This is a genomic window from Bradyrhizobium sp. U87765 SZCCT0048, from assembly GCF_018131225.1.
Classification (GTDB): Bacteria; Pseudomonadota; Alphaproteobacteria; order Rhizobiales; family Xanthobacteraceae; genus Bradyrhizobium_A.
In genome coordinates this window covers 2,367,842-2,380,451 of record NZ_JAFCMM010000001.1, presented here as the reverse complement: position 1 = coordinate 2,380,451, position 12,610 = coordinate 2,367,842, and the positions used below count along the sequence as shown (strand labels likewise).

Annotated in this window: 12 protein-coding genes; 9 read left to right on the top strand and 3 right to left on the bottom strand. The window is 66.0% G+C overall.

Going from position 1 to position 12,610, the window contains the following annotated elements:
• Nucleotides 1-2: 2 nt before the first annotated feature.
• Nucleotides 3-854 (top strand): XdhC family protein, encoded by an 852-nt coding sequence (locus tag JQ639_RS10515; RefSeq protein WP_211966050.1) that lies wholly within the window; start codon nucleotides 3-5, stop codon nucleotides 852-854.
• On the opposite strand, the gene JQ639_RS10510 is transcribed toward JQ639_RS10515, so the two are convergent.
• Complete coding sequence (locus tag JQ639_RS10510; protein WP_349644610.1) at nucleotides 822-2,207, bottom strand: alkaline phosphatase family protein; 1,386 nt, start codon at nucleotides 2,205-2,207, stop codon at nucleotides 822-824. The two genes, JQ639_RS10515 and JQ639_RS10510, sit on opposite strands and share 33 nt — an antisense overlap.
• Nucleotides 2,208-2,482: 275 nt before the next feature.
• Here JQ639_RS10510 and JQ639_RS10505 point away from each other — a divergent pair, with 275 nt between their 5' ends.
• The 8 genes from JQ639_RS10505 (at nucleotide 2,483) to JQ639_RS10470 (ending at nucleotide 10,461) form a co-directional block, all read left to right on the top strand.
• Nucleotides 2,483-3,790: a 3-dehydroquinate synthase gene (locus JQ639_RS10505; RefSeq protein ID WP_249158030.1), complete on the top strand. Its 1,308-nt coding sequence runs from the start codon at nucleotides 2,483-2,485 to the stop codon at nucleotides 3,788-3,790.
• Between the two features lie 6 nt (nucleotides 3,791-3,796).
• Complete coding sequence (gene eboE / locus JQ639_RS10500; protein WP_211966048.1) at nucleotides 3,797-4,999, top strand: metabolite traffic protein EboE; 1,203 nt, start codon at nucleotides 3,797-3,799, stop codon at nucleotides 4,997-4,999.
• Nucleotides 4,996-5,874: a UbiA family prenyltransferase gene (locus JQ639_RS10495; RefSeq protein ID WP_211966047.1), complete on the top strand. Its 879-nt coding sequence runs from the start codon at nucleotides 4,996-4,998 to the stop codon at nucleotides 5,872-5,874. The genes eboE and JQ639_RS10495 overlap by 4 nt, the downstream gene beginning before the upstream one ends.
• A gap of 9 nt (nucleotides 5,875-5,883) precedes the next feature.
• A complete protein-coding gene (locus JQ639_RS10490) occupies nucleotides 5,884-6,789 on the top strand; it encodes an EboA domain-containing protein (protein ID WP_211966046.1) in 906 nt (301 codons plus the stop codon).
• Nucleotides 6,786-7,184 (top strand): DUF6220 domain-containing protein, encoded by a 399-nt coding sequence (locus JQ639_RS10485; protein WP_211966045.1) that lies wholly within the window; start codon nucleotides 6,786-6,788, stop codon nucleotides 7,182-7,184. Before JQ639_RS10490 ends, JQ639_RS10485 begins: the two co-directional genes overlap by 4 nt.
• 165 nt (nucleotides 7,185-7,349) lie before the next feature.
• Nucleotides 7,350-8,768, top strand: a complete 1,419-nt coding sequence (locus JQ639_RS10480; RefSeq protein WP_211966044.1) for a PQQ-dependent sugar dehydrogenase — start codon at nucleotides 7,350-7,352, stop codon at nucleotides 8,766-8,768.
• A gap of 80 nt (nucleotides 8,769-8,848) precedes the next feature.
• Nucleotides 8,849-9,331: a c-type cytochrome gene (locus tag JQ639_RS10475; RefSeq protein WP_211966043.1), complete on the top strand. Its 483-nt coding sequence runs from the start codon at nucleotides 8,849-8,851 to the stop codon at nucleotides 9,329-9,331.
• Entirely contained in the window at nucleotides 9,328-10,461 is a 1,134-nt protein-coding gene (locus JQ639_RS10470) for a TatD family hydrolase (protein ID WP_249123047.1), read from the top strand. Before JQ639_RS10475 ends, JQ639_RS10470 begins: the two co-directional genes overlap by 4 nt.
• Before the next feature lie 71 nt (nucleotides 10,462-10,532).
• On the opposite strand, the gene JQ639_RS10465 is transcribed toward JQ639_RS10470, so the two are convergent.
• Complete coding sequence (locus JQ639_RS10465; protein WP_211966042.1) at nucleotides 10,533-11,129, bottom strand: c-type cytochrome; 597 nt, start codon at nucleotides 11,127-11,129, stop codon at nucleotides 10,533-10,535.
• Nucleotides 11,130-11,204: 75 nt separating this feature from the next.
• Nucleotides 11,205-12,410 (bottom strand): PQQ-dependent sugar dehydrogenase, encoded by a 1,206-nt coding sequence (locus JQ639_RS10460; RefSeq protein ID WP_249123119.1) that lies wholly within the window; start codon nucleotides 12,408-12,410, stop codon nucleotides 11,205-11,207.
• Nucleotides 12,411-12,610 lie beyond the last annotated feature (200 nt).

Here is a 12,610-nt window from a genome sequence, read left to right as displayed (position 1 = left end):
TGATGACCGTCCATGTCGAGGTGATGGATCTGGTGGCCCGCCTGCAGGCGGCCGAGGAGGCATTCGTGCTCGCGACCGTGGTGCGCACGGTCTCGGTGACGGCGGCGAAAGCCGGCGCCAAGGCGGTGATTCGCCCGGACGGGACCATCGTGGCCGGCTGGATCGGCGGCGGCTGTGCCCGTGGCGCCGTGCTGAAGGCGGCGCGCGACGCACTCGCCGACGGCGAGCCGCGCATGGTGTCGGTACAGCCGGAAGACCTGCTCGCGGAGCTTGAGGTGCGCCCCGGCGACAGCCGCGACGGCGTGCGTTTCGCCACCAACATGTGTCCGAGCAAAGGCACCATGGACATCTTCGTCGAGCCGATGCTGCCGCATCCGGCGCTGGTGGTGATCGGCGCAAGCCCGGTCGCCCTGGCGCTCGCCGCGCAGGCGCGCGGTCTCGGCTACCACGTCACGCTGGCGGCTCCGGTGGCGGATCTGCCCGAGCCTCCCGATGCCGACGTGGTGGTCGATGGCTATCGCCCGGAGCACCTGCATGCGGCGCGACGTTTTGTCGTGGTCGCGACCCAGGGCCGGGGCGACGAGGCCGCGTTGCGGGCGGCGCTGTCGATCGACGCGTCCTACCACGCCTTTGTCGGCAGCCGCCGCAAGATGGCGGCGCTGCATGAGAAGCTTGTCGCGGCCGGCATCGCCGCGGCCGTGCTCGAGCGCGTCAAGGCGCCGGCCGGGCTCGACCTCGGCGCCATCACGCCGGAGGAGATCGCCATGTCGATCCTGGCGGAGATCACCGTGACGCGCCGGCGCGGCCAGCGTTCCGCGGCGTCAGCGGCCGAACACGGCGTCGAGCAACAGTGATTTCACGTCGGTCGCGGCGATGGTCTTGCGGTCGCCGAGAAGTTCGGCGCGATCGGCGATGATCAGCGGTCCGTCGCAGGCATCGTCGGTCGGCCGGCCATGGGAGCCGCGCACCAGCGAGGCGTCGAGCGGAATGACGTCCATCAGCGCCCGGAAGCCGAGCTTGCGCTGGACCAGCCGCTTGCCGATGGCCAGCTTCGGCCAGGCGATCGCGGGATCGAGGAACAGTTCGACCGGATCGTAGCCCGGCTTGCGGTGGATCTCGACGGTCCGGGCGAAGTCCGGCGCGCGCGTGTCTTCGTTCCAGTAATAATAGGTGAACCACGACCGGGCGTCGGCGAGCGCGACCAACTCCCCGGAGCGTTCATGGTCGATGCCGGCGGCGCGCTTGCCGGCGTCATCCAGCACCTGCTCGACACCGGGCAGCTCCGCCAGCAGTGCGCGGACCGCCGGTTGCAATGCGGGATCGGCGACATAGACATGGGCGATCTGGTGGTCGGCGAGCGCGAACGCCTTGGAAGCCATCGGATCGAGCAGCTCGCCGCCATCCTCCTCGCGGACGGCGAGCAGGCCAGCATCGCGCAGCGCCCGGTTGATGTGGATGGGGCGGTCGACCGGGGTGATGCCATATTCCGACAGCACGATGACAGAACGCCCCTCGGCGCGGGCGGCATCGGCGAGATCGCCTGCAACGGCGTCGATCGCCTCCAGCGATGCGCGCACGGCGGGATGGCTCTCGTCGGGGCCATGGCGCTGCAGGTCGTAGTCGAGATGCGGCAGGTAGGCGAGGGTCAGCGTGGGGCTGCTGTCGCGCATCACCTGCTTCGTCGCCTCGGCGATCCAGCGCGTCGAGGCGATGGTTGTGGCCGGGCCCCAGAACTGGAAGAGCGGGAACGGGCCGAGCGTTTCGGTCAGGCGGTCGCGCAGGCCAGCGGGAACAGTGTAGCAGTCCGGCAGCTTGCGCCCATCGGCTTTGTAGATCGGACGCGGCGTCGCGCCGATGTCATGCTGCGACGCCATGTTGTACCACCAGAACATGTTGGCGCAGGTGAAGGCGCCGTCGCGGGCCTTGCCGGCCTCCCAGATCTTCTCGCCGCCGACCAGCCGGTTGGATTGCCGCCACAGCAGCACTTCCATCTGGTCGCGGAAGAGCCAGCCATTGGCGACAATTCCGTGATCGCGCGGCGCCAGCCCTGTCATGAAGCTGGCCTGCACGCTGCAGGTGACCGCGGGCGTGACGGTGGTGAGCGGCGCCATCGCCCCCTCGCGCGCCAGCGCGGCCAGCCGGGGCGTGTGGGCGCCGAGATGACGGGGTGTCAGCCCGACGACGATCATGGCGAGCACAGGTCTCACATCCGGTCTCCGGGAGTTGCAGACGACGCGCGCCCGGCGGGCACGGAATGTCATGGGAGATTGTGGCAGAGGCGGCAAATCGACTTGCCAAACCTGCAAGCGAAGTGGCACGCTGTCCAGCGTTATTGATCAATTTGTTCCTGAGCTGCGCCCCGAGCAACGTCCGGAGGAAGCACCGCACCGATATCGACGCGCGTAAAGCGGCCCGGCCCGCGAGCTCAAGCCAAGCAAGACCGGTCCGCGTGAGGAAAGACTTCATGCTCGACAAGACTTCGATGCTTGATAAGACTTCGACGCTCGACAAGACTTCGACGCTCGAAAAGAGCTCGATGCTTGAGAAGACTTCGCCGGACCATTCGACGTCGCCCTCGTCCGCATCCACGTGGTCCGATCACGATCCGTCTCTGTCGCAGGAGCGTGGCGGGACCGATGTCCGGATGCAATCCTTCGCCGTGGCGTACGAATATCCGGTGGTCTTCACCCGTGATGCGTTCGCGCCCGTCAATCGCTGCCTGCTCGATGTCGTCGCACGACGCGAGCCTGCCAAGCGCCATCGCTGCGCGATGTTCGTCGATGCTGGTGTTCTGGCCGCGATGCCGGATCTCGCCGGACGTATCCAGGCCTATGCCGTAGCGCACGCCGGACAGATCGATGTGATCGGCGAGCCGGTCGTCGTGGCAGGCGGCGAGGCCAGCAAGAACGATCCGCAGATCGTGCCGGGGCTGATTGCCGCACTCGCCGAGCGTGCGATCGACCGGCACTCCTATGCGATCGCCATCGGCGGCGGCGCGGTGCTGGACGCCGTCGGCTACGCCTGCGCGACCTTTCATCGCGGCGTCCGCCACATCCGTTTTCCGACCACGGTGCTGGCGCAAGACGACAGCGGCGTCGGCGTCAAGAACGCGGTCAATGCCCGCGGGCTGAAGAATCTCATCGGCACCTTCGCGCCGCCCTGGGCCGTCATCAACGACAGCACCTTCATCGACCTGCTGCCGCCGCGCGAGAAGCGCGCAGGCATGGCCGAGGCGGTCAAGGTGGCGCTGATCCGTGATGCGGCTTTCTTTGCGTGGATCGAGACACATGCCGAGGCGCTGGCGCAGTTCTCGCCGCCTCATCTCGATCATCTGATCCGGCAATCGGCCGAACTGCACATGCGCCAGATCCGGCTCGGCGGCGATCCATTCGAGGCCGGCTCCGCCCGTCCGCTCGATTTCGGCCACTGGTCGGCCCACAAGCTCGAGCATCTCAGCGGTCATGCGATCAACCATGGTGAGGCCGTTGCCATCGGCGTTGCGCTCGACGCCCGCTATTCGGTGGCAACAGGCTTGCTGCGCCCCGGCGAGGACGATCGCGTTCTGCGGCTGCTGCAGCGGCTCGGCTTCACGCTGTGGCACGAGCGGCTGCTGCAGCGCGATGCCGCCGGACGGCTGGCGCTGCTGCAGGGGCTTGTCGACTTCAGGGAGCACCTGGGCGGCGAATTGACCGTGACGCTGCTGGCCGAGATCGGCCGCGGCGTCGAGGTTCATGCGATCGACGGCGAACTCATGAGTTGCTGTCTCGACTGGCTTCACAGCAGGGCATGACAGGCAATGAGGCTTGATGGACCGTCGGGCCGCGTGGACCTGACCTACTGCACCAATATTCATGCCGGCGAAAGCTGGCCTGCGATCTGCGGTAGCCTCGACGAGCATGTGCCGGCGATCAAGGCGGCGGTCGCGCCGGATCGGCCGCTCGGAATCGGATTGCGGCTGTCGGGCGAGGCGGCGGCGCAGGCGCGCCAGCCTGCGGCGCTGGCCGCATTCCGCGATCAGCTCGCGCGCCTCGGCGCCTATGTCTTCACCATCAATGCCTTTCCCTATGGGCCGTTTCATGGCGTGCGGGTGAAGGAAGACGTGTATCTACCGGACTGGCGCAGTGTCGAACGGGTGTCGTTCACCGCCGACAGCGCCGCCGTGCTCGCCGCGCTGTTGCCTGATGACATGGAAGGAAGCATCTCCACCGTGCCGGGGGCGTTCAAGCCGCACGGCCATGCGGACGGTGCGGCGGATCGCATGGCGGCCAGCTTGATCGGCGCAGTCGCAGATCTCGTCGACATCGAGCGTCGCACGGGCCGGCGCATGGCGCTGGCGCTCGAGCCGGAGCCATGCTGTTTCCTCGAGACCGTCGAGGAAACGCTGGCGTTCTTCCAGGACGTCCTGTGGTCGCCCGCGGTGCTGGACAGGCTTGCATCGGCGACGGGGACCAAGCGCAACGAGGCGGAGCAGCTGCTGCGGCATCATCTCGGCGTCTGCTACGACGTCTGCCACGGCTCGGTTGAGTACGAGGATCCGGTCGCGGCGATGGACCAACTGCTGGCTGCGGGGATCAAGATCCCGAAGGTACAGCTGTCGGCGGCGATGCGCGTGCCGGTGATGACACCGGCACTGATCGACGCCGTGATGCGCTATGACGACGGCGTCTACCTGCACCAGACCATCGTGCGTAACGGCGGCGGGTTGACGCGCTACGTCGATCTGCCGGACGCGATCGCGGCCTTTCGCGACGGCCGGGCAGACGGCGAGTGGCGCATCCATTGCCACGTCCCGCTGTTCCTCGCCGATCTCGGCGACATCGGCTCGACGAGGTCCGATCTCGAAGCAGTGCTCGCCGCATTCAGCCGGCGCGCCCGCTCGACGCATCTCGAGGTCGAGACCTACACCTGGGATGTTCTGCCCGCGGCGCTGCGCACGGGATCGAAGGCCGCCGACATCGCGCGGGAAATCCAGTTCTGTCGGGAGGAGTTGACTGCATGACGGCCGTCGCCGTGACACTGCCCCGCCTCTCCACGCTGCTGCGGCTCGGGCGCATCTCCAACCTGCCGACGGTGTGGACCAACGTGATCGCCGGTGTCGTCATCGCGGGCGGAGCGCCGGCAGTCGATATCGTGCTGCTCGCGCTGGCGATGACCGCGTTCTATGTCGGCGGCATGTATCTCAACGACTACTTTGATCGGGCCATCGACGCGCGTGAGCGGCCCGGACGCCCGATCCATGCCGGCGAAATTCGTGCCGTCACGGTGTCCGCCATCGGCTTCGGTCTGCTGATCGGTGGGATCGTACTGATGGTGGTGTTCGGCCGCACCGCGCTGCTCAGCGGCGCGGCGCTTGCGGCCGTGATTGTGCTCTACGACGTCTGGCACAAGGGCAATGTGTTCAGTCCGGTGGTGATGGGCGCCTGCCGCGCTCTCGTCTATATCGGCGCCGGCGTGGCCGTCACGGGCCAGCTCTCGACCGCGACGCTGATCGGCGCGGCGGCGCTGGCGTGCCATGTCGCCGGCCTGACCTACGCTGCGAAGCAGGAAGGCCTCAACCGCATCGGCAATCTCTGGCCGCTGGCGTTGCTGGCCGTGCCGTTGCTCGTTGCCGTGCCGTCGGCGCTGTCCGGACAGGTCGCGGTGATCGCGGCATGGCTGCTGCTGGCCGTTGCCGATGTCGTGGCGGTGCGGCTGCTGGCGCAGCGCCGTGCGCCCAATGCAGTGCCGATGGCGGTGTCCGGCCTGATTGCGGCGATCTGTCTGGTCGATGCGCTGGCGGTCGGCCTGGCCGGCGGCAGCCTCGCCCTGGTCGCGCTGTGCGCGGTCGGCTATCCGCTGACGCGCCTGTTCCAGATGTCCATTCCCGGCACGTGAGGACAGGCGATGACCGGCGGGCAGGATGGCGGCGGCGTTGACCCGGGGGAGGCCAGCGCCCGTCGCTATCTGGCGTTCGCCACGGATCTGGTCGCGCGGGCGTCGCCTGCAGGCGCAGCGTGGTTCGGCCAGACGCTGCAGACTCTATTGGATGCGCCGACCGAACGGGCGCGCGGCGTCGCCATCGGGCTGGCGCCGCGCAAGCTCCGCAAGGCCGATCTCGCGGCCAGCCCTGACGACCTCGCCCGTGCCGCCGCGCTGTGCGACGGCCTCGACATCACGGAGTGGAGCGTCGATCAACTGGCTCGGGTCGCCTTCATGCTCGCGGGGCATCGTGGCGACGATGCCGCGTTTGTCGCGCGGTTCGATGGCTTCTGTCGCAGCGCCGAGATCAACGAACTGATCGCGCTCTGCAAGGGCCTGCCGCTCTACCCGGGTGGCGCGCTGCTGGAGCCGCGGGCGCGCGAGGCGGTGCGCTCCGGCATGCGGCCGGTGTTCGAGGCGGTGGCGCACCGCAATCCCTATCCCGGCACGTTCTTCGACGAGGACGCCTGGAACCACATGGTGGTGAAGGCGATCTTCATCGAAGCGCCACTGTGGCCGATCCAGGGTCTGGATGCCCGCGGCAATCCGCACCTCTCCACCATGCTGGTGGGGCTGGCCCATGAGCGCTGGGCCGCGGGGCGGCCCATCAGCCGCGAAGTCTGGCGCTGTGTTGCGCCGCACGCCGACGCGGAGGGCATTGCCGCGCTGGAGCATGTCTTGCGCAGCGGCAGCGATACGGACAGGCTGGCGGTCGCGCTGGCGTTGCGCGCTGCGCCGCATCTGCGGCTCGATCCAGCGTTCGACCAGCGGCTAATGGCACTGCATGCCGCGCTCGACACGAGCGGTGCCGACTGGCGCATTCTCGCATGACACGCCGCGATATTGTCGTCCCGGCGCGCACGGCATTGACGTGGCTGGCGGTCCTGCTGGTCATCGCTCTGTTCGTGCAGTTCTTCACCGCCGGCATGGCGGCGATGACCAATCCGGAGTGGTGGAGCTATCACCAGGCCTGGGTTGCCGTGTTTCAATGGCTGGTCGTTCCCCTGCCGATCGTAGCCTGGCTGGGCGCGCTGGGGTGGCGGTCGATCGGGCTCGCGGCGATGCCGATCATCCAGATTGCACTGCAGTACGTGCTTGTGCACCGCGCGCTCGAAGGACGTCTTGCGATCGGTGTCGGTCTGCACGCGGTCAACGCGGCGCTCATGCTGGTCGTCGTGACGATCATCGCTGCAGTCTCCTTCCGTGCACGCGGCGCGCCGATGTGACGCACGCGCGATGATGATGTTGCGACACGGCATGCATTCGACAGTCGTGCTGGCCTGTTGCGGTCGATTTCCATTGCAGCTTCACAAGAAGCCGATAGCATTCGCTTCTGGCCTCACACGAAGAAAGAACGCAGGCCGGGGAAACGACAACGGAGTTCAGTCATCATGAGGAAGGCTACGCTCGCTGCCCTTGCGGCCGCGATGTGCGCTGGCATGACTGCAAGCCATGCCCAGCAGATTCCGGCATCGCCGCCGGAAGTCGCACAACCAGGAGGCAAGGTACCGGGCGCCCAGAAATTGGCGCTCGTCAAAGTCGCTGATGGTTTCCATGATCCGGTCGGAGTGACCGCAGCCAACGACGGCTCGGGCCGGATCTTCGTCGTCGAGCGCGCGGGCCGCGTGCGCATCGTCGGCAAGGACGGCAAGGTCCAGGCAGAGCCGTTCCTCGATCTCACCAACTTCAATCCGCTCGGCTCCGACGTGCAGACCGGTTTCGTCGAGCAGGGCCTGTGGTCGATCGCGCTCCATCCGAAGTTCAAGGATAACGGCTACGTTTACGTCCACTATGCGTCGCTGCCGTTCAATGGCGCATCGATTATTGCCCGCATCACCGTCGATCCGAAGAGTCCGAACCAGATCTCGTCGGAACAGCTCACCAAGACCGTCAAGGTCCTGATGAACATTCCGCAGCCGTACTACAACCACTACGGCGGCATGATCACCTTCGGGCCCGACGGCAAGCTCTACATCGGCAAGGGGGACGCAGGCTGGGAAGGCGATCCGCTCAACGCCGGCCAGAGTCTCAGCGTGCTGTGGGGCAAGCTGCTGCGTATCGATGTCGATACCGATGACGATACGCCCTATGCGATCCCCAAGGACAATCCGTTCGCCAAGGCTGACAAGGCCCAGCTGATGTCGCTGTTCGGTATCAACGAGCAGGGCTTCGCCCAGAACAAGATCGGGTCGCGCCCGGAGATCTGGGCTTACGGCCTGCGCAATCCCTACATGTTCCACTTCGACCAGAAGTCGGGCGACCTGTTTATCGCCGATGTCGGCCAGAACCACTGGGAGGAGATCAACTACCAGCCGGCGTCGTCGAAGGGCGGCGAGAACTACGGCTGGAAGTTTAACCAGGGCTCCTACTGTCATCCGGCGCTCTCGGCGGACCAGAAGTGTCCCATCGTGGGTACCCTGCCGGCGGCGGAGTATCCGCATGATCAGCCGTTCGAAACCGGCCCGAAGGCGACGCAGGGCACGGGCTGTTCGGCCCAGGGGCTCGGTGTTGCCAACTATGCCGGCATGACCAAGACCTATCTGGTCGGCGACTGGTGCTCAGGACGGCTGTTCGGCGTGGCCTGGGACGGCGGTGCCAACAAGTGGCAGATGCAGGAGTTCATGCAGACCCAGTTGCAGTTCACCGCCGGCAATGTCGATGCCGACGGCTTCGTGCTGGCGACGAACTGCTACTGCTTCTACACCGACGACAAGGGCCCCAACGCCAATCCGGTCGGTGCCCTGTGGCGCGTGATGCCGGCGGACAAGGTGCCGACCGGGGCCGAGGTTGCCAAGGCAAAGGGCGGCTGAGTCGTCGCACCAGGAAAATCTCATCGCCCGCGCAGTTCGCGGGCGATGACGTTTCAACCGACAGTCGCAGGATGTTGCCGATGCCGTCTGGATACCGTTTGCCGCGTCATGCCGTGCGCCAGTTCCCCGTTCTCTTGCTTGCCCTGACCGTGCTGGCGGGCGTACGCTCGGCCTGCGCCGACGACCGCTCCGACTTCAAGAGCCCGCTGGACAATTCGCCGATGACCTTCGAGCTGCTGCCGGGTGAGGTCGAGACGCCGGCGCTCAAGAGTTTCAAGGACACCGGGGTCAATCCCTACCGCAGCGATGCCGATGCGGTCGCGGCCGGCAAGAAGCTCTACACGTCGAACTGCATCATCTGTCACGGCGCCGATGGCACCGGCAAGATGGGGCCGACGCTGGTCGGCAAGGAGGTCGTCTACAAGCAGGTGCTGACCGACCCCGGCATGTTCTCGGTCATCTATGGCGGCGCTAGCGGCGCGATGCAATCGTTCCATCGACGTGGCATGAAACAGGACGATATGCTGCGCATCATCGCTTACGTCAGGACGCTGGACAAATGACCGACACGCCATCTCCGTTCGCCGCGCTGCCGTGTGATCCGCAGACTCTGAAGGATATGCTCGGCGACACGGAGCTGTCGTGTCCGTGCTGCAATGGCCGGCTGACCTCCGACAAGCTGGCGCGCCTGCTCGACGACGTCCAGCGTCTCGCCGCGCGTGCCGGCAACGGCGCCGGCCGGGCGCCCGTCGATGGCGGCGGAGGTTATGGAGGCATGATCATCGATCCGCACGCCCATATGATCTCGCGCTCGACCGACGATTATGAGGCGATGGCGCGGGCCGGGGTGGTCGCGGTGCTGGAGCCGGCGTTCTGGCTCGGGCAGCCCCGCACCAATGTCGGCAGCTTCATCGACTATTTTGCCCAGATCTCGGGCTTCGAGCGCTTTCGCGCCGGCCAGTTCGGCATCCGCCATTACTGCACCATCGGCCTCAATCCCAAGGAGGCCAACAACCAGGCGTTGGCGGAGGAAGTTCTCGATGCCTTGCCGCGCTTCCTGGTCAAGGAAGGCGTGGTGGCCATGGGCGAGCTCGGTTACGACGAGCAGAGCCCGGCGGAGGACAAGGCGCTGCGCGCGCAGATCGAGTTCGCCAAGGAGTTCGAGCTGCCGATCATGATTCATACGCCCCATCGCGACAAGCGGGCCGGTACGCTGCGGACCATGGACGTGCTCGAGGAACACGGCTTCGATCCGCAACGCTGCGTCATCGATCACAACAACGAGGAGACGGTGCGCGAGGTGCGCGACCGCGGCTATTGGTGCGCGTTCTCGATCTATCCCAACACCAAGATGGGCAGTGAGCGCATGGCGGCGATCGTCGAGAGCTTCGGCCCCGAACGGCTGATCGTCAATTCTGCGTGCGACTGGGGCGTGTCCGATCCGCTGGCGGTGGCCAAGACTGCACGCCTGATGGCGCAGCGTGGTGTCGCCGCGGCGGCGATCCGCCAGGTGGTGTACGACAACGCGCTGGCTGTCTATGGCCTCAACGGCGAGATGCGCGAGGAGCACTGGCTGACGCCGGCGGCGATCGACCAGCGCACGCTCTATGAAGGCAATTCCGTGCTGCGCGGCGGGCAGACGCCGCGGATCGAACAGCCGGGCCGCCCGGCGGACGATCTCGTGATCCGCTGACGCTGGCTCCAGCGGCGCTGTTTGGGGCGTGTCGATGCGTCGAGGGGGCGCTGTCCGCAGACACCGCGTACTCACTTCAGATGCGCAAGCCAGTGCGCCAGTGCCTTGATCTGGTCTTCGTTCAGCGGATAGGCGACCTCGGCCATGGCTGCCATGCCGCCGCCCGAACGCACACCGCTCTTGTAGTCCTTGAGGGCCTTGAGCAGGTAGTCCTCGCGCTGGCCGGCGATCCGGGCGACGGCCTTGGTGCCGGCGAAGGTATCGGTGTGGCAGGATGCGCAGCGGTTCTGCGCCGCGATCTTCGCGCCGGCTTCCGACAATGCCGGATTGTCATCCGCGGGCGGCGCCGACGGGGCGCGCAAGCCTGCGAAATAGCCGGCGAGATTACGGATGTCCTCGTTGCTGAGGTCGGCCGCGACCGGCGACATCTGATCGCTCTTGCGCGTGCCGGCACGGAAGAACACCAGCTGCCATTGCAGATATTGATCGGGCTGGCCAGCGATCGACGGAATCTCCGGCAGCACCGAGATGCCATCCTTGCTGTGGCAGCTTTCGCACAGTTGGAGCTTGTCCTGGATTGCAGCGGTATCGGCGGCGTGCGCGGGCATGCCGGATAGCAGGAGGCATGCGGCAACGCCGGCGAAGGCAAATGAGGAGAGAAAACGCATGGCGATCGGTTCCTGATGACGACGGCAAAGCGCCGCGGCTCCCGGTGAGAGCCGCGGCGTTCGGGTCAGGTCACATCACTTGGTGTAGCTGATGCGATAGATCGCGCCCGCCCAGTCGTCCGCGACCAGGATCGAGCCGTCCTTCGCCAGGATGATGTCGTCGGGGCGACCAAGATAGCTCTGGTCGCCGTTGATCCACCCAGAGGCGAAGATTTCCTGCTTGGCGTTCTTGCCGTTGACGTCGGCGGTGACGACAACGATGCGGCCGCCCTGGTACTTGTGCCGGTTCCACGAACCATGCTCGGCGATGAATATGGCGTTCTTGTACTTCGCCGGGAACTGGCTGCCGGTGTAGAACTTCATGCCCAGCGGCGCGACATGATCGCCGAGATTGAAGGCGGGGGGCGAGAACTCCGAACACTTATGGCCCATGGCAAACTTCGGATCGGGGATGTCGCCCTGGTGGCAATACGGGTAGCCGAAGTGCTCACCGTGCTTGTTGATCACGTTGAGCTTGTCGCTGGGACTGTCGTCGCCGAGCCAGTCGCGGGCGTTCTCGGTGAACCAGTACTTGCCGCTGCGCGGATCGATGTCGCCGCCGACGCTGTTGCGCACGCCGAGTGCGACGATCTCCGCGTTGCCGGTCCTGGGATCGACGCGGCGGATCTGCGACACGCTGGTCGGCGGAATGCCGATGTTGAAGGGCGGTCCGAACGGAACGTAGAACCAGCCGTCCTTGTCGGTGACGAGGTACTTCCAGCCATGGGCGGGATACGACGGCATGTCGTCATACACCACCTTGCCTTCGGGCATCTTGTCGAGATTGGCTTCGGCGTTGTCGTAACGGATCAGCTTGTCTATATCGATGACGTAGAGTGCGCCGTCCTTGAACGCGAGGCCGGTCGGCATCTTGAGGCCCTTGAGGATGGTCTTGACCGTTTTCTTACCGCCCTCGTCGGTGATCGCATAGACGTTGCCAAGGCCGAACGAGCCGACGAACAGGGTGCCCTTGTCGCCCCATGCCATCTGTCGTGCGGCGAGCACGCCACTGGCATAGACGTCGATCTTGAATCCGGGCGGCAGCTTGATCTTGGTGATGAGATCGGCGAGCTCCTTGTCGGAGGCGCCGGTCGGCGGACCGGATGGCGGTGCCAGTCCCTTCTGCCCCTCGGTCTCGTCGCCGAGGAACCAGTCATCCGGCGGATGCGTCCAGAACTCCTTGGTTCCGGATTTGTAGCTCTTGAGTTCTGCAGCGCTGACAGCGCCGCCCATTACGATCATCGAAACAAGTGCGAGAGCCGAAAAGGCACGAGCGGGTCTGAAAACCATCGTTTCACTCCTCAACAGCGCGCGGGCTGCAATTTTTGTTTGATCGAGCGATCTTCTTTGGCCTCGACGAGGCGTTAAACGATACCACGTCCGTCGCGCGATGGGCGCGCCCAAATTTGCTTCATCACTGTCGCCGCGTTGCAGCGCGCTTT